The sequence below is a fragment of the Ruegeria sp. B32 genome (genome assembly GCF_025141855.1).
GTDB classification, from domain to species: Bacteria; Pseudomonadota; Alphaproteobacteria; order Rhodobacterales; family Rhodobacteraceae; genus Ruegeria; species Ruegeria arenilitoris.
Genome location: NZ_CP081106.1, coordinates 3,198,039 through 3,217,161, shown reverse-complemented (window position 1 = coordinate 3,217,161; position 19,123 = coordinate 3,198,039). Strand labels below are relative to the sequence as shown.

The 19,123-nt window shown below is 63.2% G+C and carries 20 protein-coding genes and 1 riboswitch; of the genes, 13 read left to right on the top strand and 7 right to left on the bottom strand.

Annotation, left to right across the window (positions count from 1 at the left end; genetic code table 11):
• Positions 1-2: 2 nt before the first annotated feature.
• From K3752_RS16305 to cysQ, 6 genes are all read right to left on the bottom strand, one after another.
• The gene (locus K3752_RS16305) at positions 3-1,706 is read right to left on the bottom strand and encodes a beta-1,6-N-acetylglucosaminyltransferase (RefSeq protein ID WP_260063811.1); all 1,704 of its coding nucleotides are present in this window, start codon (positions 1,704-1,706) and stop codon (positions 3-5) included.
• Complete coding sequence (locus K3752_RS16300; protein ID WP_260063810.1) at positions 1,703-2,689, bottom strand: glycosyltransferase family 2 protein; 987 nt, start codon at positions 2,687-2,689, stop codon at positions 1,703-1,705. Before K3752_RS16300 ends, K3752_RS16305 begins: the two co-directional genes overlap by 4 nt.
• Positions 2,690-2,874: 185 nt before the next feature.
• Positions 2,875-3,918, bottom strand: a complete 1,044-nt coding sequence (locus K3752_RS16295) for a glycosyltransferase family 2 protein (protein WP_260063809.1) — start codon at positions 3,916-3,918, stop codon at positions 2,875-2,877.
• Between the two features lie 7 nt (positions 3,919-3,925).
• Complete coding sequence (gene galE, locus K3752_RS16290) at positions 3,926-4,909, bottom strand: UDP-glucose 4-epimerase GalE (RefSeq protein WP_260063808.1); 984 nt, start codon at positions 4,907-4,909, stop codon at positions 3,926-3,928.
• Between the two features lie 73 nt (positions 4,910-4,982).
• Positions 4,983-5,783 (bottom strand): manno-octulosonate cytidylyltransferase, encoded by an 801-nt coding sequence (locus tag K3752_RS16285; RefSeq protein ID WP_170391361.1) that lies wholly within the window; start codon positions 5,781-5,783, stop codon positions 4,983-4,985.
• A complete protein-coding gene (gene cysQ, locus K3752_RS16280) occupies positions 5,783-6,580 on the bottom strand; it encodes a 3'(2'),5'-bisphosphate nucleotidase CysQ (protein WP_260063807.1) in 798 nt (265 codons plus the stop codon). Before cysQ ends, K3752_RS16285 begins: the two co-directional genes overlap by 1 nt.
• A 122-nt stretch (positions 6,581-6,702) precedes the next feature.
• Here cysQ and K3752_RS16275 point away from each other — a divergent pair, with 122 nt between their 5' ends.
• On the top strand, positions 6,703-7,524 hold the full coding sequence (locus K3752_RS16275) for an ABC transporter permease (protein WP_093963926.1): 822 nt from the start codon (positions 6,703-6,705) through the stop codon (positions 7,522-7,524).
• Here K3752_RS16275 and K3752_RS16270 read toward each other — a convergent pair.
• On the bottom strand, positions 7,521-8,123 hold the full coding sequence (locus tag K3752_RS16270) for an alpha-ketoglutarate-dependent dioxygenase AlkB (RefSeq protein WP_170447253.1): 603 nt from the start codon (positions 8,121-8,123) through the stop codon (positions 7,521-7,523). The genes K3752_RS16275 and K3752_RS16270 overlap by 4 nt on opposite strands.
• Before the next feature lie 213 nt (positions 8,124-8,336).
• Between K3752_RS16270 and dnaK the strand changes: the two genes are divergently transcribed.
• The 12 genes from dnaK to K3752_RS16210 all read left to right on the top strand — a co-directional run bounded on the left by dnaK (position 8,337) and on the right by K3752_RS16210 (position 19,100).
• Positions 8,337-10,244 (top strand): molecular chaperone DnaK, encoded by a 1,908-nt coding sequence (gene dnaK, locus K3752_RS16265; protein WP_170342692.1) that lies wholly within the window; start codon positions 8,337-8,339, stop codon positions 10,242-10,244.
• 74 nt (positions 10,245-10,318) lie between these two features.
• Positions 10,319-11,461 (top strand): molecular chaperone DnaJ, encoded by a 1,143-nt coding sequence (gene dnaJ, locus K3752_RS16260; protein ID WP_170361153.1) that lies wholly within the window; start codon positions 10,319-10,321, stop codon positions 11,459-11,461.
• Between the two features lie 126 nt (positions 11,462-11,587).
• Positions 11,588-11,690: riboswitch (TPP riboswitch) on the top strand.
• A 46-nt stretch (positions 11,691-11,736) separates the two neighbouring features.
• A complete protein-coding gene (gene thiD / locus K3752_RS16255) occupies positions 11,737-12,540 on the top strand; it encodes a bifunctional hydroxymethylpyrimidine kinase/phosphomethylpyrimidine kinase (protein ID WP_260063806.1) in 804 nt (267 codons plus the stop codon).
• Entirely contained in the window at positions 12,537-13,514 is a 978-nt protein-coding gene (locus K3752_RS16250) for an FAD-dependent oxidoreductase (RefSeq protein ID WP_260063805.1), read from the top strand. Before thiD ends, K3752_RS16250 begins: the two co-directional genes overlap by 4 nt.
• Positions 13,498-13,692, top strand: a complete 195-nt coding sequence (thiS, locus tag K3752_RS16245; RefSeq protein ID WP_260063804.1) for a sulfur carrier protein ThiS — start codon at positions 13,498-13,500, stop codon at positions 13,690-13,692. The genes K3752_RS16250 and thiS overlap by 17 nt, the downstream gene beginning before the upstream one ends.
• Positions 13,693-13,694: 2 nt before the next feature.
• On the top strand, positions 13,695-14,465 hold the full coding sequence (locus K3752_RS16240) for a thiazole synthase (protein WP_260063803.1): 771 nt from the start codon (positions 13,695-13,697) through the stop codon (positions 14,463-14,465).
• Positions 14,462-15,058, top strand: coding sequence for a thiamine phosphate synthase (locus K3752_RS16235; protein ID WP_260063802.1), 597 nt, complete (start codon positions 14,462-14,464; stop codon positions 15,056-15,058). The genes K3752_RS16240 and K3752_RS16235 overlap by 4 nt, the downstream gene beginning before the upstream one ends.
• Positions 15,055-16,017, top strand: coding sequence for a ThiF family adenylyltransferase (locus K3752_RS16230; RefSeq protein WP_260063801.1), 963 nt, complete (start codon positions 15,055-15,057; stop codon positions 16,015-16,017). Before K3752_RS16235 ends, K3752_RS16230 begins: the two co-directional genes overlap by 4 nt.
• A 20-nt stretch (positions 16,018-16,037) precedes the next feature.
• Positions 16,038-16,973: an ABC transporter substrate-binding protein gene (locus tag K3752_RS16225; RefSeq protein WP_260063800.1), complete on the top strand. Its 936-nt coding sequence runs from the start codon at positions 16,038-16,040 to the stop codon at positions 16,971-16,973.
• Positions 16,970-17,644, top strand: a complete 675-nt coding sequence (gene tenA / locus K3752_RS16220; protein ID WP_260063799.1) for a thiaminase II — start codon at positions 16,970-16,972, stop codon at positions 17,642-17,644. Before K3752_RS16225 ends, tenA begins: the two co-directional genes overlap by 4 nt.
• A complete protein-coding gene (locus K3752_RS16215; RefSeq protein WP_170443895.1) occupies positions 17,641-18,369 on the top strand; it encodes an ABC transporter ATP-binding protein in 729 nt (242 codons plus the stop codon). The genes tenA and K3752_RS16215 overlap by 4 nt, the downstream gene beginning before the upstream one ends.
• On the top strand, positions 18,366-19,100 hold the full coding sequence (locus tag K3752_RS16210) for an ABC transporter permease (RefSeq protein WP_170342712.1): 735 nt from the start codon (positions 18,366-18,368) through the stop codon (positions 19,098-19,100). The genes K3752_RS16215 and K3752_RS16210 overlap by 4 nt, the downstream gene beginning before the upstream one ends.
• The last annotated feature ends 23 nt before the right edge of the window (positions 19,101-19,123 follow it).

Sequence of the window (19,123 nt, the reverse complement as noted above, 5' to 3'; positions counted from 1 at the left end):
GGTCATTGCACCAGGTAGGGCTTGCGATACGGGCGGGTCTGATTGCCGAATACATCGTCGGCAGGAAAGTCGCCCATCAGGTGAGGGTGCATTCCCTGGTTCTTGAGGTTTTGCAGGAACTTTCCAAACCCGGCCAGATCAACCATCGTCGGCGCCTCGATCAGATGGCTGGGCTGCGTCGCGCCCATCCCTTCAAGAACGGTTTGCAGGTGTTCCATCGGGGATTCAACGAACTCGGCCATTGACCAAACATGCACGCGCGCTTTGGTCCACACGGAATCCAGCACCTCAAGCTGTTCGGTCTCAATCTTTTGCAGGCGGGCCGCTTCGGCGCGGATGTCGGCGAAATTCATGTTCGACCGAAACAGGGGAACAGCCCAGGCACCGGTGACCACGCAGACCTGTGCGTTCTTGTCTCTCGCCAGAAACCAATTGATCTTCTGGGTGTCAGCGGGGCCGAATTGAAAACACTGGCGTTCGCCCCGGGTGTTCCAGATCAGGTTCGACAGAAACGCCGTCGGATTGTAGTCGCGCAAATTGGCGTTGTCGCTGAGGGACCCGTTCAGGATAGTCTCTCCTTCGGCGAATTCGGCGCGCTTGGGGTTGAAAAGATGCCCATGGACGCGGGCGCCTGACGCATTGCCCAGCCAGCTTTCAAAGCCCTCAAACAACTCGGAAAAACCCTGAAACACGGAGTAAGGAAACGCGGTCAGGCCGTTTTCGCTGCCATGGCGGGGAAAACGGCTTTGCATGTACAGGCCGTCGCGGCCGCGGGTACGACGCTCGACCGCTTTGGAAAATACGCGGTCAATCTTGCCGGGATTGGGCTCGGCGGGTTTTCCGGCGAGGGACTGATCGTTCAGAAACGCCTGATACAGCCGGTCGGCGCGCGGCCAGATCTTGCGGGCGACGAAACAATCGGATCGGCGCAGCAACTGCAGGTGATCGTCATAGAAGATGTGCGGGCGGCCCTGATAGTCGAATTTCGACAGGGTCAGCGATCGGCTTTCGATCTGGGTGGAATAGAGCCGCGCCAGCGTCTGGAAATAGCTTTCGTCGGGGATCCATACATGCCGGAAATATCGATCATAGACACCTCGCTTGGGGTCCTGCAGGATCGCGGTCAGGGTCTGCCGCGTCAGGCACCACCACTGGCTGCCCATATGCGGGATCAGCCCGTTGGGGATTGTCCGCCGATATCCGACCGCGCGCTGAAGCTTGACGAAGCGGTCAAACAGCTTGCGGTGTTTGCGCCACGAGAAGGGAAACCTCAGAGTAAAGCGTTCGAGGTCCAGCCCGCCCACGGTCCAGCTGACATCGGCGGTGGTGGCGCTTTCAATGAAATCCACGCGGGGCCGGTCGCTCAGGTAATCGATCAGGTCCTGAACCGGGCGCAATGGCAGGCAAGAGCCGGATGACAGAAAGACATGGCGTATGTCGGGAAAGCGCTCCAGCATCAGCGTCGCGGCCGATTGCGAAGCGGCAACGATGCCCCAGCCGCCCCACTCGCAGATCTGGCGGTCGCAGAACAGGATCAGCGGATCATCCCCGCAGGCCGCGACAAAGTCTTTGAACACGGCCGGGTCGACCTTGCGGTCGACGTGGATGACCACCGGACAACCTGCCGCGGTCCAGTGCCGGGCAACCTGCTCAGCCCGGTCCAGCGCAGTGTGGACCAGCATCACGATGCCCAGGGTCCCGCTCATGCCCAGTTCCCTTTGGACATCAGGCCCAGAATCTCAAGTTGGCGCCAATTGATGTATTTCTCGGACCATTTGCACCAGAAAACCGGTTTGCTCTCCAACTGGTCGACATAGGCCCTGTATTCGCCGGACGCGCGGTAGTGTTCACCGCGCTGCAGTTCTTCGCGGGCTTTGTCACCCAGCGTGTTGATCAGCTTGGCATGCAGCAATGCGCCGCTGGTTTTCTCGCCGCCCCACTCGTCGTAGACTTGGTTCAGGCCGCGCGGCAGCAGCGCATGGGTCGAGCTGACATAGACAAAGCGCCGATCCCACTTGACCAGAGGGATCTTGTTCAGCGCGGGCGCTTTCGCGGGCTTGTCCTGAAAGAAAACCCTTGCCCGTGGCCCGCCCTGAATCCACAGGTTTCCATAGGCCGGGTTCTTGGTGATCATGTAGTTGCCCGAGTCGAACCATGCGGCAATCTCGAACGGGTCCTGCCCCTCGTGATAGGTGGCGTCCTGTATCGGCCCCTCGGGATACATGTCCAGCAGCATCGTCCCGAAACTGCGCACCCCGGTGCCGTCCAGCCAGTCGGTCAGCGCGTCGATGGGACGTGTGTCGCAGAACGGATAAATCAGGAACTCGTCCGGATCTACGGTCAGGACCCAGTGTCCATGGGCGTATTTGCGCAGCAAGTAGTTGGACCAGTCGATCCCGAATGTCGAACGGCGATAGCTGGCATTCGTATACCAGACCGAGACATCGGGCTGCGCCTTGAGATAGCCCAGCGTGCCATCCGTGCTGTCATTGTCGACGAACAGGAAATGCCGGACGCCCAGCTTGCGGTAATAGTCAAGAAAATAGGGCAGGCGGATCTTTTCGTTGCGCACGACGCTCATAAGCAGAACATCACCGGACCGGATCTGCCGGGTGTTGTTGCGGACGGTGCGCAGATCGCGTCTTCGGCGGATGCAGCGCACAAGACGGCGCTTGCGCCGCAGTCTCATCCGGTAAGAATCCAAAAGGCTCACGCGCTGCCCAACCTTCTTGTAATACGCGAGCATGCCCGGGGTCCGCATTTGGTCAGACGGGAGCCGGACACTAACGTTTTATGACATTTTCGCACCTTGCGAAGCAATGTATTTAAAAGCCGTTAGCCAAGCATGGGTTTTTGAGGCACAGGATTCCCCGTTCACGTCCACCCGCCCGCTGACAGCATTCCGAGGCTCTGCAGATGCGCCCAGCCTGAATACCGTTCTGATTGTGGAGTCCAAAGGTCGGGCCCGGCAATGATGCCATCATAGTATGGCCCGAATTGGTCGGGATCATGAAAATGCTGGCGCCTTTGTTTTTCGATGCGCGACTTCTCGACGACTTGCGGCAGGAATTTCGTGTGCAACAGGACGCCCGAGGGGGTTTGCCCGGAAGGCCCGCCATAGGCAAAATTCAGGTGTCGGGGCAGGGCTGAATGACAGGAGTTCACGAAGGCATAGCGACGGTCCCACTTCACCAACGGAATCTTGTTCAGGGTCGGAGACCGGTCCGGGCAATCGGCAAAGAAGGCGCGTTCGCGAACGCCGCCTTGCACCCACAGGTTTCCCAGCGGCTCTTGCCGGCGGGCCCTGTAAGGGCCGGGATCGAACCAGTTCAAAGTTTCGGTCGGGTCGGTTTCGGAGTCATGGGGCGCCGTGCCCAACGGGCCTTTCGGGTATAGATCAAGCATCAGCGCGCCAAAGGCCGGCTGTCCGATTTGGTCCAGCCATCGGGTCAGGTCATGCAGGGTGCGGCTGTCGTGATGGGCATACATCAGCAGTTCGTCGGCATCCACCATAAGGGTCCAGTGGCCATGGCCACAGCGCATCTGCAACCAGGTCAGCCAATCCAGCCCGAACCGCGCCTCGCGATAGCTGGCCCCGGTCTGCCAAAGCGACACGTCGGGCTGGTTCAGCAGATAGGTGGTCGAGCCGTCATCGCTGCCGTTGTCGACCATCAGGAAATGATCGACCCCCAGCCGGCGATAGTGGCGCAGGAACCAGGGTAGGCGCTCGATCTCGTTGCGCAGCGTGGTAAAGGCCAGAATGTCGGTGGGCGCGATCAGCCGGGTCTTGTCTGACACCGGCGTCAACGCGTGGCGGCTACGGAAGGACCGCCACAGCAAACGCTTGCGCTTCAGGCGCAGACGGTATCTGCGAACCCAGCCCGGGGCGTTTTCGTCATGGTGGTGCGCTGCGCCCATGGCATGATCACTTTTCGTAATGGCCGTTCTGATGCCAGCGCCAGGCATCGGCGATCATCACTTCCAGCCGCGACCGTTTGGGCCGCCAGCCCAGTTCGGCCTCGGCCCGGGTCGAGCCTGACACCAGCTTGGTGCAGTCGCCCGCCCGGCGCGGACCGACATTGAAGGGCACCTCGCGATTGGTCACGCTGTGCGACTGCGCGATCACCTCTTTTACTGAAAACCCGGTGCCGGTGCCCAGGTTGAACACCCGGCTGCCCTTGCCCTGTTCCAGCCAGCGCAGGCCCAGCACGTGCGCATCCACCAGGTCGCAGACATGGACATAGTCGCGGATGCAGGTGCCGTCGGGCGTGTCGTAATCGGTGCCATAGATGGTCAGAGCGTCGCGCTTCCCGTCGATCGCGTCCAACAACAGCGGAACCAGATGGGTCTCGGGGCGGTGGAACTCGCCCACGTCGCCGTCAGGGTCGGCACCGGCCACGTTGAAATAGCGAAAGATCACGTGGTTCAGCCCGTGCGCCTGTTCGAAATCGCGCAGGATGTCCTCGATCGCGCGTTTCGAGGCGCCATAAGCGTTCAGCGGGTGTTGCGGCGTGGTTTCGTCCAGCACCACGTTGTCGTGGTCGCCATAGGTCGCGCAGGTGGACGAAAACACGAAATCCATGCAACCGGCGGCCACGGCCGCCTCGATCAGGTTCAGCGATCCGGTGACGTTGTTGCGCCAGTACCGGCCCGGCTCGCTCATGGCTTCGCCGACCTGGCTGAGCGCGGCAAAATGCATCACTGCCGCCGGTTGGTACTTGGCAAAGACCTGATCCAGCCGCGCGCGGTCCAGCAGATCGCCCTGTTCGAAGGGGCCGAATTTCACCGCATCCTGCCAGCCGGTGACAAGGTTGTCATAGGTCACGGGCACATAGCCCGCCTGCGCCAGCGCCTTGCAGGCATGAGATCCGATATATCCGGCGCCGCCGGTCACAAGTATGTTGGTCATCCGTGGTCCTGCCGAATGTCTGCCCGTCATGGGGTAGCTGCCAGGCTGCCCGCGCGGAACGGGGAATTTGCGCCTATTCCAACCCCATCGCAGCCATCATGCTTTCGATCTTGGCTACGTCCTGCGGATTGTTCAACTCCCAGAACTGACGGCCTTTGGCCTCGACCTCTACACACAGAACCTTGCGCCCGTTTTCCATGAATCGCAGCTGTTCCAGCCCCTCGAGCTGCTCCAGCGGTCCGACCGGCCAGCCCGGATAGGCGGCCAGCGCGTCGGGGCGGTAGGCATAGACGCCCACATGGTGGAACACCGGCGTCGGATCCGACCCGGCATAGGTTTCGGCGGTGAAGGGGATCACTTCCTTCGAGAAATAGAGCGCGCTGTGATCGGCCGCGAAGACGGCGGTGGTGCCGCCCACCCGGCCATGCCTGCGGTCGTTCAGCAGCCCGTTCAGCGCCTCGCCGTCGCACCGCAGCACCGGCGTGGCCACGCCGGCCTCGGGCGCGGCGCGCAGGCCATTGACCAGATCCTCGATGAACCAATGCGGGGTCAGGGGGGCGTCGCCCTGCAGGTTGACCACGATCTCGTAGCCGCCGCCCAGCCTGTCATGCGCCTCGGCGCAGCGCTCGGTGCCGTTGGCGCAGCTTTCCGAGGTCATCACCACCTCGGCGCCAAAGCCCTGGGCCGCGGCGCGGATGCGGTCGTCATCGGTGGCCACCACCACCCGGTCGACGTCTGAGACCGACATGGCCGCGCGCCAGGACCTTTCGATCAGGGTCATGGGCTTTCCCGTTGCGCCGGTCAGCGGCACCAGCGGTTTGCCCGGATAGCGGGTCGAGGCATAGCGGGCGGGGATCGCGATCAGAACCGACATCAGGCCTCCTTGAGTTCGACGCCGGGGGCATAGGCGATGAAGAACGGGTTGGCATAGCCCTCCTTGCCGTAGGTCAGCGGCGTGTGGTCGTCGAAACGCACCACATGGCCCCCGGCACCGGCCAGAACCGCGTGGCCTGCGGCAGTGTCCCACTCCATCGTGCGGCCGACACGCGGGTAGAGGTCGGCCTCGCCCGTGGCCACAAGGCAGAATTTCAGCGAGGAGCCCGCCGACTTGCTGTCTTTGACATGGTATTTGTTGATGTAGTCATCCGTAGCCTGGTCGCGATGCGATTTCGAAGCCACCACCAAAAGCGCCGAATTGTCAGGATCAGAGACTGAAATCGGAGTCACTTCGCCCGGTTTGTCCTTGTCCAGGGCGCCAGTTTCCTCGGCCGAGCGGCCATCGGCCAGGGTATAGAACATGCGCCCGCGGGCCGGGGCATAGACCACGCCGCGGGTGGGCACGCCGTTTTCGACCAGCGCGATGTTCACGGTGAAATCGCCACGTCGGTTGATGAATTCCTTGGTGCCGTCCAGCGGATCGACGATCAGAAAGGTGTCGCCCTGCTTGCTGTGCGATGCGGCCTGTTCCTCGGTCACCAGCAGGATGTCGGGGAAGGTGGCGCGCAGCCCGGCCGAGATCAGGGCATCGGCAGCTTCGTCGGCTTCGGTCACGGGGCTGGAATCGGACTTGACCTTCACGTCAAAATCATCGGCATCGTAGATCTCCATGATCTTGTCGCCCGCTTCCAGGGCCAGGCGTCTGATCACGGGGATGAGGTCGTCATAGGTCACAAAAATGCTCCGTTTCCATGGTTTGTTGATCCGAAAACCTGACGAACTTATGCTGTGCCGGATACGGAACGGCAAGGAATTCGTGCCACGCTGGCGGAACAAAACCGGGAAAGAGCGTTCGAGTGTTCTATTACAAGCGAAGCAGCAGCCTTGTGGGTGGGGCATTCAACCTTGCGGAACTGGTGTTTCACGCCGTGGTCCGCAACATCCGCTCGCAGCATTCCAACGCCGTAATCGCCATCATGATGAACATCGTGCAGGTCGTTTTGATGGCGACCGTGTTCTATTTCATCATGTCGTTTCTGGGCGGACGGGTGGCCAAGATCCGGGGTGAGTTCATCCTGTACATCCTTTCCGGCATCTTTCTTTTCATGACGCACATCAAGTCCGTCGGTGCGATCGCGGGGCTTGGGGGCACCAACAATCCCATGATGCTGCATTCGCCGATGAACATGATGGTTCTGCTTTTGGCCGCGGCCTTCGGAACCTTGTACACGCAGGTCGTTTCAATCCTGGTGATCCTGTTCGTCTACAGCGTTGCGGTCAATCCGATCGAGATGCAGGACCCGGGCGGTGCGTTCGCCATGCTGATCCTTGCGTGGTACACCGGCTGCGCGGTCGGTCTGGTCTTCATGGCGCTCAAGCCGTGGATGCCGCAGACCTCCACCATACTGAGCAATGTCTATCGCCGGATGAACATGATCTTCTCGGGCAAGATGTTCGTAGGCAATGCGCTGGGCGGATGGATGCTGGCCATGTTCGCCTGGAACCCGTTGTTTCACGTGATCGATCAGTGCCGCGGTTTCGTGTTTCGCAACTACTTTCCGCGCAACTCCAGCTGGGAATATGCGCTGTGGGTCGGTATCGCGCTGATGATGATCGGGTTGCTGGGAGAGTTCTTTACCCGCAAGCACATCTCAAAAAGCTGGGATGCGCGCCGTTAGGTTGCCACGCGCAGCGTCAGGTTGATCCGGCCCCCTTTGGGCAGCAGGCGCGAAGAGCCGAACCGGATCCGGTCGATGCCGTGATAGGCCAACCGGGCGGGACCGCCCATGACGACCACGTCGCCGGAGCTCAGCCAGACGGATTCGGTCTTACCGCCGCGGGTCGTGTTGCCGATCCGGAACAAGGCGTCATCGCCCAGCGAAACCGACAGGACCGGCCACGAGAAATCGGCCTCGTCCTTGTCTTGGTGCATCCCCATCTTTGCGCTTTCGCCGTAATAGTTGATCAGACAGCAATCGGGGTCTCGAGAGGTTCCGGCAAGGTCGCGCCAGATCGACAGGATCGGGTCCGGAATGGCCGGCCACGCCATGCCCTTGGGGTGCGCGTCCTGGTACCGGTATCCGGCCCCGTCCGACACCCAGCCCAACGTTCCGGCAGACGTCATGCGCACCGACATCTTGCGCCCCGAAGCGGTGCTGGGATGAAACAGCGGAGCGGCTTTCAGAATCGGCCGCAGAAGCTCGATGATCTGCCGCTGAGCGGCGCCGTCCAGATGGCCTTTTCGGATGTCGAACCCCCGTAAATTCAGGCGCGTCATGACAGAAACCTCATTCCTTTCGAAATCCTTGCCAAAAAAGGCCCAAGATTCCCGAAAACCTGCATTTCACAACGCTTGCAGGCCTCAGGCCTCGCCCTTATATACGCCGGGACGCGCGATGGTGTAGACCTGTCGCGCCCAGCAGATCGGGGCAGGGATGCCGTAACGGGTTCCGGCCTCGGGACATCGCCTTGAAAAGAAAGGGATCGAAAAATGGGAAAAGTAATCGGGATTGACCTCGGGACCACCAACTCGTGCGTAGCCATCATGGACGGCGCGCAGCCGAAGGTCATCGAAAACGCGGAAGGGGCGCGGACCACGCCCTCGATCGTCGCCTTCACCGAAGACGAGCGACTGGTCGGGCAGCCGGCGAAACGCCAGGCGGTCACCAACCCCGACAACACGATTTTTGGCGTCAAGCGCCTGATCGGGCGTCGTGTGGATGACGCAGAAGTCCAGAAGGACAAGAAAATGGTGCCCTACGCCATCGTCGATGGCGGCAACGGCGACGCTTGGGTCGAGGCCCGCGGGCAGAAATACTCTCCAAGCCAGATCTCGGCCTTCATCCTCGGCAAGATGAAAGAAACCGCTGAAAGCTATCTGGGTGAAGAAGTCACGCAGGCCGTGATCACCGTTCCGGCCTATTTCAACGACGCTCAGCGTCAGGCCACCAAGGACGCAGGCAAGATCGCCGGTCTGGAAGTGCTGCGGATCATCAACGAACCGACTGCCGCCGCGCTGGCCTATGGCCTGGACAAGCAGGACAGCCAGACCATCGCGGTCTATGACCTTGGCGGTGGTACCTTCGACGTGACCATTCTGGAAATCGACGACGGCCTGTTCGAGGTCAAATCGACCAATGGTGACACCTTCCTGGGTGGTGAAGACTTTGACATGCGCATCGTCAACTACCTGGCCGACGAGTTCAAAAAGGAACACGGCGTCGACCTGAGCCAGGACAAGATGGCGCTACAGCGTCTGAAAGAAGCCGCTGAGAAGGCCAAGATCGAGCTCAGCTCGACCACCCAGACCGAGATCAACCAGCCGTTCATCTCGATGGGCGCGAACGGTCAGCCGCTGCACATGGTCATGAAGCTGACCCGTGCCAAGCTGGAATCGCTGGTCGGCGACCTGATCAAGAAGTCGCTGAAGCCCTGCCAGGCCGCTTTGAAAGACGCCGGCATCTCGGCCAGCGACGTGGATGAGGTTGTTCTGGTCGGTGGTATGACCCGGATGCCGAAAGTCATCGAAGAGGTGACCAAGTTCTTTGGCAAGGAGCCGCACAAAGGTGTGAACCCGGACGAAGTTGTGGCCATGGGTGCTGCGATCCAGGCCGGTGTTCTGCAAGGCGACGTCAAGGACGTGGTTCTGCTGGACGTGACCCCGCTGTCACTGGGCATCGAAACTCTGGGCGGCGTGTTCACCCGCCTGATCGACCGCAACACCACGATCCCGACCAAGAAGTCCCAGGTCTTCTCGACCGCCGAGGACAACCAGAACGCCGTGACCATCCGGGTGTTCCAGGGTGAGCGTGAAATGGCTGCGGACAACAAGATCCTGGGCCAGTTCAACCTTGAAGACATCCCGCCGGCCCCGCGCGGCATGCCTCAGATCGAGGTGACCTTCGACATCGACGCCAACGGCATTGTTTCGGTTTCGGCCAAGGACAAAGGCACCGGCAAGGAACAGAAGATCACCATCCAGGCCTCGGGCGGACTGTCGGAAGAAGACATCGAGAAGATGGTCAAGGACGCCGAGGAAAACGCCGAAGCCGACCGCAAGCGCAAGGAGCTGGTCGAAGCCAAGAACCAGGCCGAAAGCCTGATCCACGCGACCGAGAAATCGATCGAGGAGCATGGCGACAAGGTCGATCCGTCGACCATCGAGGCCATCGAACTGGCGCTGGCGGCCCTCAAGGACGAGGTCGAGTCGGACAATGCCGACAAGATCAAGGCTGGCATCCAGAACGTGACCGAAGCGGCCATGAAACTGGGTGAGGCGATCTACAAGGCGCAGTCCGAAGAGGCCAGCGACGAACCGGCAGCCGCGGATGCGGGTCCCGGCGATGACGACATCGTCGATGCCGAGTTCGAAGACCTGGACGATGACAAGCGCAACTAACGGGTAACCGGGCCAATTCGGGCCGGTCCGGATACCGGGCCGGCCCGTTTACGTTGAGGCAGAAGGAAATACCGATGTCAAAACGCGACTATTACGAAGTGCTCGGCGTGTCCAAAGGTGCTTCGGCGGATGAGATCAAAAAGGCTTTTCGCCGGAAGGCGAAAGAGCTGCACCCCGATCGCAACAAGGACAACCCGGATGCCGAGGCCCTTTTCAAAGAGGCCAACGAGGCCTATGACGTTCTGCGCGACGCTGACAAAAAGGCCGCGTATGACCGGTTCGGCCATGCTGCGTTCGAGAATGGCATGGGCGGCGGCCAGCGTGGTGGCGGCTTTGGATCGGGCGATTTCTCCAGCGCGTTTTCCGATGTGTTCGATGACCTGTTCGGCGATTTCATGGGTGGACAGCGTGGCGGCGGCGGACGCCGGGCTGCTCGCGGTTCGGACCTTCGCTACAACCTGAGGGTTTCGCTGGAAGAGGCCTATTCCGGCCTGCAGAAAACCATCAACGTCCCGACAGCCGTGGCCTGTTCGTCCTGCGAGGGCACCGGCGCCGAGGGCGGAGTTGAACCAACCACCTGCCCGACCTGTTCCGGCATGGGCAAGGTACGCGCACAACAGGGCTTTTTCACTGTCGAGCGCAGCTGCCCGACCTGTGCTGGTCTGGGACAAATCATCAAGAACCCCTGCAAATCCTGCCATGGCTCGGGCCGGGTCGAGAAGGAACGCGCGCTGTCGGTCAACATTCCGGCGGGCGTCGAAACTGGCACCCGTATCCGTTTGGCGGGCGAGGGCGAGGCCGGAATGCGCGGCGGTCCTCCGGGCGATCTCTACATCTTTGTCGAGGTGACTCCGCACAAACTGTTCGAGCGGGACGGCCCGAACCTGTATTGCCGCGTGCCTGTCAGCATGGCGAAGGCGGCGCTGGGCGGCTCGATCGAAGTGCCCACCATCGACGGTGGCCGCGGCCGGGTGCAGATTCCGGCCGGCAGCCAGTCGGGCCGGCAGATGCGCCTGCGCGGCAAGGGTATGCCTGCGCTGCGGGGCGGCGGTATCGGTGACATGTTCATCGAGCTTGCGGTCGAGACTCCGGTCAACCTGACCGCGCGGCAAAAAGAGCTGCTGCAGGAGTTCGACGATCTGGGAGAGGACAACCACCCGGAATCGAAAAGCTTTTTCTCGTCCGTTAAATCCTTCTGGGAAAGGATGCAAAGCTGATCCCAGCGTTCCAGACCCCGAAAGGCCGGCGTATCATCGCCGGCTTTTTTGTTTTCTAAGTCCAGATTGGCCCGAAACTGCGCGGAATTGGCCCTTGATTCTCGGCCTCAGCCTTGAGAATGTCCGCGCCAACCGTTGGGGTGCCCCGGAACCGGGGCTGAGAGGCGCGAGCCAACCCATCGAACCTGATCCGGGCAATACCGGCGGAGGGAACGGTCTAAAACACTCAGACGTTTTCCATGCCCGCGTTGCCCCACATGCAAGAAGGGAGCGACATGGCGCATATCGCTTTGACCATCGCAGGATCCGACAGCGGCGGAGGGGCCGGTATTCAGGCCGATCTCAAAGCGATGTCGGCGCTGGGTGTGTTCGGTGCCAGTGTCATCACCGCGGTCACCGCCCAGAACACGCAGGCGGTCACCGCTGTGCATGGTATCCCGCTGGACGTGATCGCCGCGCAGATCGACGCGGTTCTGTCCGATCTGGACGTGCGCGCGGTCAAGATCGGCATGTTGGCCACGCCCGAGATCATCCAAACCGTCGCCGACGGCCTGTCCGGCTTTGCCGGGCCCATCGTGCTGGACCCGGTGATGATCGCCAAATCGGGCGATGCCCTGCTGGCGCGCGAGGCGGTGCAAACGTTGCGCGAGGTGCTGCTGCCCCGCGCCACCGTCCTGACCCCGAACCTGCCCGAGGCCGCCTGTCTGCTGGACCGGCTGGTCGCCGAAACGCCCGAGGAGATGGTCGCGCAGGGCCATGACCTGTGCACCCTGGGGGCTGGGGCCGTCCTGATGAAAGGCGGACACGGCAAGGGCGATACCTGCCATGATCTGCTGATCGATCAGAACGGCGTCATCGGTGAATTTACCGCGCCCCGTCAGGACACGCGCAACACCCACGGCACCGGATGCACCCTGTCCTCGGCCGTCGCGGCCGGTCTGGCCAAGGGGCTGTCTCTGGTCGATGCGGTGGCGCAGGCGCATGACTACCTGCAAGGCGCGATCACCCGCGCGGATGAGTTGCAGGTCGGCTCGGGCCACGGGCCGGTACATCACTTCCACCGGGTATGGCCGGCGTGACGGTCTGGTCGGTCATAGGTGCCGGCGTCGCCGGCTTGGCCGTGGCCTCGGAACTGGTGGCGCGGGGCGCGCAGGTACAGGTGTTCGATCCGGGCGGGCCGCCCGGTGCGCATGGGTGTTCCTGGTGGGCCGGCGGCATGCTGGCGCCGTGGTGCGAATATGAAAATGCCGAGGAACCGGTGCTGAGGCTGGGGCAGCAGGCGATCGACTGGTGGGCGGCCCGCACCCCGGTCGCGCGGCAGGGAACGCTGGTCGTGGCCAACACGCGCGACCTGCCCGACCTGCGCCGCTTTGCCCGCCGGACCGAGGGATTCACGCAGGTCGATCAAGCGAAAATCGCCAAATTAGAGCCTGATCTGCACGGGTTTTCCCAAGGCCTGTTCTTCGCCGACGAGGCCCATCTGGACCCTCGCCGGGCATTGCAGGACCTCTATCGCGGCCTGCAGGACAAAGGGGTCGAATTCCTCCGCAAGCTGGCCCCATCGCGGCTGGACAACGCCATCGATTGCCGGGGCTTGCACGCACGCGACATCCTGCACGACCTGCGCGGCGTGAAGGGGGAAATGCTGGTGATCCGCTGCCCCGACGTGACCCTGACCCGCCCCGTGCGGCTGCTGCATCCCCGGATGCCGCTCTATGTCGTGCCGCGGGGCGAGGGCATCCACATGTTGGGTGCAACGATGATCGAATCCGAGGACAGTAGTCGGATCACCGCGCGCTCGATGCTGGAACTGCTCAGCGCGGCCTATGCACTGAACCCCGCATTCGGCGAGGCCGAAGTACTGGAGATCGGCGTCGATCTGCGCCCGGCCTTTCCCGACAATCTGCCGCGCATCCGCCGGCTGGGCCGGACGATCTATGCCAATGGGCTGTATCGTCACGGCTATCTGCTGGCGCCGGCGCTGGCCAAGGGCGTGGCCGATCTGGCGCTCGAGAACACACATTCGGAGATGGTCGATGAAGATCGTGCTTAACGGCGAGTCGCGCGAGGTGCGCGCCGAAACCCTTGGCGAATTGCTGGCCGAATGCGGCTTTTCCGGCCGCGTCGCCACTGCGGTGAACGAGGAATTCGTGCCCTCCAGCCTGCGCATCGCGCACAAACTGGCCGAGGGCGACCGGGTCGAGGTCGTCGCACCGATGCAGGGGGGCTGAGGATGAAAAGGTTTTACGGCACCGAACTGCCCAACCCGCTGATGCTGGGCACCGCGCAATATCCCAGCCCGGCGATCCTGGAACAGGCGTTCCGGGCCAGCGGCGCGGGTGTCGCCACCGTCTCGCTGCGGCGCGAGGGCGCGGGCGGGGCGGGTCAGGCCTTCTGGTCGATGATCCGCGATCTGGGCGTGCTGATCCTTCCCAATACAGCCGGCTGTCACACCGTCAAAGAGGCCGTCACCACCGCCCACATGGCGCGCGAGGTGTTCGACACGCCGTGGATCAAGCTGGAACTGATCGGCCACACCGACAGCCTGCAACCCGACGTGTTCCAACTGGTCGAGGCCGCGCGCATTCTGACCGACGAGGGGTTCCAGGTGTTCCCCTACACCACCGAAGACCTGATCGTGGCCGAACGCCTGCTGGCCGCCGGGTGTCAGGTGCTGATGCCCTGGGGCGCGCCGATCGGGTCGGGGCGGGGCCTGAACAACGAATACGCCCTGCGCGCGATGCGGGCCGAGTTTCCCGACGTGCCGCTGGTGGTGGATGCGGGCATCGGCCTGCCCAGCCACGCCGCCCACGCAATGGAGCTGGGCTATGACGCGGTTCTGCTGAACACCGCCGTCGCCCGCGCGGGCGACCCGGTGGCGATGGCGCGGGCCATGGCGCTGGCGGTGCAGGCCGGGCAACTGGCGCATCAGGCCGACCCGATCGAGCCGCGCGACATGGCCGAACCCTCGACCCCCGTGATCGGAAAGGCCTTTCTGTCATGACGCTCGACCGTTTCTATCCGATCTTCGATCATAGCGACTGGCTGCGGTGGATGCTGCCCTTGGGCGTGAAGCTGGTGCAGCTGCGCATCAAGGATCAGCCCGACGCGGTGGTGCGCGCGGAAATCGCCACCGCGCAGGCCCTGTGCCGCGACCACGGCGCGGTGCTGGTGGTGAACGACTATTGGCAGGCCGCCATCGACGCGGGCTGCGACTGGATCCATCTGGGGCAGGAGGATCTGGACGACGCCGATCTGCCCGCCATCCGCAAGGCCGGGCTGAAGCTGGGTGTCTCCACCCATGACGATGACGAGCTTGAGCGCGTGCTTTCGATGGATCCGGACTATGTGGCGCTGGGGCCGGTCTATCCGACCATCCTGAAAAAGATGAAATGGCACCAACAGGGCCTTCCGCGCGTGACCGAGTGGAAACGGCGCGTGGGTGACATCCCTCTGGTCGGCATTGGCGGCATGAGCGTCGAGCGCGCGCCGGGCGTGTTTCAGGCCGGGGCCGACATCGTCTCGGTCGTGACCGACATCACCCTGAACGCCGACCCCGAAGGCAGGGTGCGCCAGTGGATCGAGGTCACGCGATGAGCCGCTATGCCCGCCAGATGATCCTGCCCGAGGTCGGGGCCGAGGGGCAGAACCGCCTTGCTCGCGCGCGGGTTCTGGTGGTGGGCGCCGGGGGTCTTGCCGCGCCCGCCCTGCCTCTGCTGGCCGGGGCCGGGGTGGGGCATCTGACCATCGTCGATCCCGATACGGTGGACCTGTCGAACCTGCACCGCCAGACGTTGTTTGCCGAGTCCGATTGCGGCCGCCCCAAGGCCGAAGCGGCCGCCGAACGCTGCCGGGCGCTGAATGGTGAGATCACCGTTGAAGCGCGAAAACAGGCTCTAACACCGGCAAATGCTGCTGATCTGGTGGCCGAGGTCGACCTGGTTCTGGACTGCGCCGACAGCTATGCGGCCAGCTATACGCTGTCGGATACCTGCCTGGCGCAGGGTAAACCGCTGATCAGCGCCTCGGTCCTGGGTCTGTCGGGTTATGTCGGCGGGTTCTGCGGCGGCGCGCCGTCTCTGCGCGCTGTATTCCCCGATGCGCCCGACAGCGGGGCCAGCTGCGCCACCGCCGGGGTGCTGGGTCCGGTCGTGGCGATGATCGGCGCGATGCAGGCGCAGATGGCGCTGGGCGTGATCCTGGGCCTCGATCCCTCGCCGCTGGGCCAGATGGTGCAGGTGGACGGGCGCAGTTGCACCAGCAGCGGCTTCCGCTTTGACACCGCGCCGGAACCGGACGGCCATTTCCCCTTTGTTGCCCCCTCGCAACTGACCCCGAACGACCTGGTTGTCGATCTGCGCAGCGTCGAGGAGGCGCCCAAGCCGATCCACCCCAACGCCCGCCGCCTGACGGTCGAGGCGCTGAAAGCAGACCCTAACAAAGGAAAATTGCTGGCCCTCTGCTGCGCCACCGGGCTGCGTGCCTGGCGTGCGGCCGAGGAATTGCACCCCCATTGGCGCGGCCCGATCGTTCTGGTCGCCGCCGCAACGTCGTGAAGCAAAAGGAAACGCAGACCATGAAGAAACTGATCACCGCCCTTGCCCTGCTGGCCGCCGCGCCCGCCTGGGCGCAGGACAAGATGACCGTCCTGCTGGATTGGTTCGTGAACCCCGACCACGGGCCGATCATCGTGGCGCAGGAAAACGGCTATTTCGCCGAACAGGGACTTGAGGTCGAAATCGTCCCGCCTGCCGATCCGTCGGCTCCGCCGCGCCTTGTGGCCGCTGGTCAAGCCGATCTGGCCGTGTCCTACCAGCCGCAGCTGCATCTGCAGATCCACGAGGGCCTGCCGCTGAAACGGGTCGGCACACTGGTCGCCACGCCGCTGAACTGCCTGCTGGTGCTGGAGGACGGCCCGATCAAGACGCTGGCCGACCTCAAGGGCAAGAAGATCGGCTTTTCGGTCGCCGGCGTTGAAGAGGCGATCCTGACCGCGATGCTGAACGCGCATGGCGTGTCGCTGGACGATATCGAGATGATCAACGTCAACTTCTCGCTGTCGCCGTCGCTGATGACGGGGCAGGTGGATGCCGTGATCGGCGCCTTCCGCAATTTCGAGCTGAACCAGATGGATATCGAAGGCGTTCCGGGCCGCTGCTTCTACATCGAGGAAGAAGGCGTGCCGCCCTATGACGAGCTGATCTATGTGGCCAACCCCGAAACGATGGACAAGGGCAAGATCGCCCGCTTCCTGGCCGCCACCGAGAAGGCCACGCAGTTCATCGTGAACAACCCCGAAAAGAGTTGGGAGATCTTCGCCGACACCTCGCCCGAGCTGCAGGACGAGCTGAACGCCCGCGCCTGGGTCGATACCCTGCCGCGTTTCGCGCTGCGCCCGGCGGGCTTTGATGCCGGCCGCTATGCCCGGTTCGAGGCCTTTCTGAAAGACTCCGGCATGATCGACAGCATCAACCCGGTCAGCGACATCACCATCGACGTGACCGCGCAATGAGCGACTATGGCAAAGCCTTCGCACTGATGCGCGATGCGGCGCAGGGGCCGTGGCGGGACTATACCTGCCACGCCTTTGTCGAGGGGCTGAAGGACGGCACCCTGCCGCGCGCGGCGTTTCTGCATTATTTGCGGCAGGATTACGTGTTCCTGATCCATTTCTCGCGCGCCTGGGCGCTGGCGGTGGTGAAATCGGAAACCCATGCCGAGATGCTGGCCGCGTCGCGCACGGTGAACGGGCTGATCAGCGAAGAGATGAAGTTGCATATCGGCATTTGCGAGGCCGCGGGCATCAGCCAGGACGAGTTGTTCGCCACGCCCGAACGCCCCGAGAACCTGGCCTATACCCGCTATGTGCTCGAGGCCGGCTACAGCGGTGATCTGTTGGATCTGCTGGCGGCGCTGGCGCCCTGCGTGATGGGATACGGGGAAATCGGCACACGGCTGGCGGCCGAGGCCGCCTCGGACACCTACCGCGATTGGATCGACGCCTATTCCAGCAGTGAATATCAGGAAGCCTGTCAGGCTGTGGGTGAACTGCTGGATTCGGCTCTAATAAGGCGACTTGGGGCGGATTTCCGTACCACACCGCGTTGGGATCGCCTGTGCCAGACCTTCCGCACCGCGACCGAGCTCGAGGTGAATTTCTGGCAGATGGGTCTGACCCCATGACCCCGCCCCCCGATCTGACCATCAGCGGACAGGCTAGTATCGACGGCGCGCCTCTGTTCGCGCCGCTGACCCTGTCGCTGAAGGCCGGGCAGTGGACCTGTCTGCTGGGCGGATCGGGGGTCGGCAAGACCACGGTTCTGCGCCTGATCGCCGGGTTGGCGACGGGGGCAGAGTTCACCGGCGAGATCCGCGCCAGCGACGGGCTGCCGGTGGCCGAGCGTGTGGCCTACATGGCGCAGGATGATCTGCTGCTGCCCTGGACCACGGTCGCGCAGAACGTGGCGCTGGGCGCGCGCCTGCGCGGCGAACGGGTCGATCAGGACCGCCGCGCCCGGTTGATCGAACGGATGCGGCTGCAGGATCACATGGCCAAGAAGCCCTCGGAACTGTCGGGTGGGCAGCGTCAGCGGGTGGCATTGGCCCGGACCCTGATGGAAGACAAGCCGATCATCCTGCTGGACGAGCCGTTCTCGGCGCTGGATGCGCGCACCCGTGCAGACATGCAGGACCTGGCCGCCGAAGCGTTGCAGGGTCGCACCGTGCTGCTGGTCACCCACGATCCGGCCGAGGCCGCGCGTCTTGGTCAGTCGATCATGGTGATGACGCGCCACGGCCTGACCCCATGCCAACCGCCCCATGCACCGGCCCCGCGGAAGGTGGACGATCTCGAGACGCTGGAAACGCAGGGGGCGCTGCTGAAACTGCTGCGCGAGGAGGTGGCATGAAGACGCTCTCGGCCCTTGCCGCGACGTTGTTTGCGCTGGCCATTTGGCAGGCGATCGTCACCCTGACCGGCCTGCCGAAGTTTATCCTGCCCGGCCCGGCATTGGTGGCCGAGACCTGGTGGCAGAACCGCTGGCTGATCGCCGAACACACCTGGATCACTGCAATCGAGGTGCTGATCGGTTTGGCCTGCGGCACCGTGCTGGGCGTCGTCACCGCGCTGCAGCTGGCCAATTCCCGCGCCGCGCGGGTGCTGGTGCAGCCGATGCTGGTGTTCACCCAGGCGCTGCCGGTCTTTGCGTTGGCACCGTTGCTGACCCTGTGGCTGGGCTATGGGCTGTGGTCCAAGGTCGCGATGGCGGTGCTGATCATCTATTTCCCCATCACCTCGTCGTTTTTCGACGGGCTGATGCGCACGCCGTCCGGCTATCTGGACTTGGCCCGCACCATGCAGGCCAGCCCGCGCAGCGTGTTGTGGCATATCCGCATCCCGGCGGCGCTACCCTCGCTGGCTTCGGGGATGCGGCTGGCGGCGGTCTATGCCCCGATCGGGGCGGTGATCGGCGAATGGGTCGGCTCGTCGCAGGGGCTGGGATACCTGATGCTGCTGGCCAATGGTCGCGCCAAGACCGACCTGATGTTCGCTGCGATGCTGACGCTGGGGGTGTTCTCGATCCTGCTGCATCTGGCCGTGCGCCGCGCCACGGCCCGCATGGCCGGTGAGGCGCGTTAACCATTCGGAAACCGATTCTGGGG

Bases quoted from the DNA above. Each gene is read 5' to 3' on its own strand.
- K3752_RS16285 (WP_170391361.1), bottom strand. From the start codon at position 5,783: ATGTCGGTTCTGATCGCGATCCCCGCCCGCTATGCCTCGACCCGCTAT.
- K3752_RS16215 (WP_170443895.1), top strand. From the start codon at position 17,641: ATGACCCCGCCCCCCGATCTGACCATCAGCGGACAGGCTAGTATCGAC.
- thiD (WP_260063806.1), top strand. From the start codon at position 11,737: ATGGCGCATATCGCTTTGACCATCGCAGGATCCGACAGCGGCGGAGGG.
- K3752_RS16210 (WP_170342712.1), top strand. From the start codon at position 18,366: ATGAAGACGCTCTCGGCCCTTGCCGCGACGTTGTTTGCGCTGGCCATT.
- K3752_RS16295 (WP_260063809.1), bottom strand. From the start codon at position 3,918: ATGGGCGCAGCGCACCACCATGACGAAAACGCCCCGGGCTGGGTTCGC.
- dnaK (WP_170342692.1), top strand. From the start codon at position 8,337: ATGGGAAAAGTAATCGGGATTGACCTCGGGACCACCAACTCGTGCGTA.
- K3752_RS16300 (WP_260063810.1), bottom strand. From the start codon at position 2,689: ATGAGACTGCGGCGCAAGCGCCGTCTTGTGCGCTGCATCCGCCGAAGA.
- galE (WP_260063808.1), bottom strand. From the start codon at position 4,909: ATGACCAACATACTTGTGACCGGCGGCGCCGGATATATCGGATCTCAT.
- K3752_RS16270 (WP_170447253.1), bottom strand. From the start codon at position 8,123: ATGACGCGCCTGAATTTACGGGGGTTCGACATCCGAAAAGGCCATCTG.
- K3752_RS16225 (WP_260063800.1), top strand. From the start codon at position 16,038: ATGAAGAAACTGATCACCGCCCTTGCCCTGCTGGCCGCCGCGCCCGCC.
- K3752_RS16305 (WP_260063811.1), bottom strand. From the start codon at position 1,706: ATGAGCGGGACCCTGGGCATCGTGATGCTGGTCCACACTGCGCTGGAC.
- K3752_RS16230 (WP_260063801.1), top strand. From the start codon at position 15,055: ATGAGCCGCTATGCCCGCCAGATGATCCTGCCCGAGGTCGGGGCCGAG.
- K3752_RS16235 (WP_260063802.1), top strand. From the start codon at position 14,462: ATGACGCTCGACCGTTTCTATCCGATCTTCGATCATAGCGACTGGCTG.
- tenA (WP_260063799.1), top strand. From the start codon at position 16,970: ATGAGCGACTATGGCAAAGCCTTCGCACTGATGCGCGATGCGGCGCAG.
- K3752_RS16240 (WP_260063803.1), top strand. From the start codon at position 13,695: ATGAAAAGGTTTTACGGCACCGAACTGCCCAACCCGCTGATGCTGGGC.
- thiS (WP_260063804.1), top strand. From the start codon at position 13,498: ATGAAGATCGTGCTTAACGGCGAGTCGCGCGAGGTGCGCGCCGAAACC.
- dnaJ (WP_170361153.1), top strand. From the start codon at position 10,319: ATGTCAAAACGCGACTATTACGAAGTGCTCGGCGTGTCCAAAGGTGCT.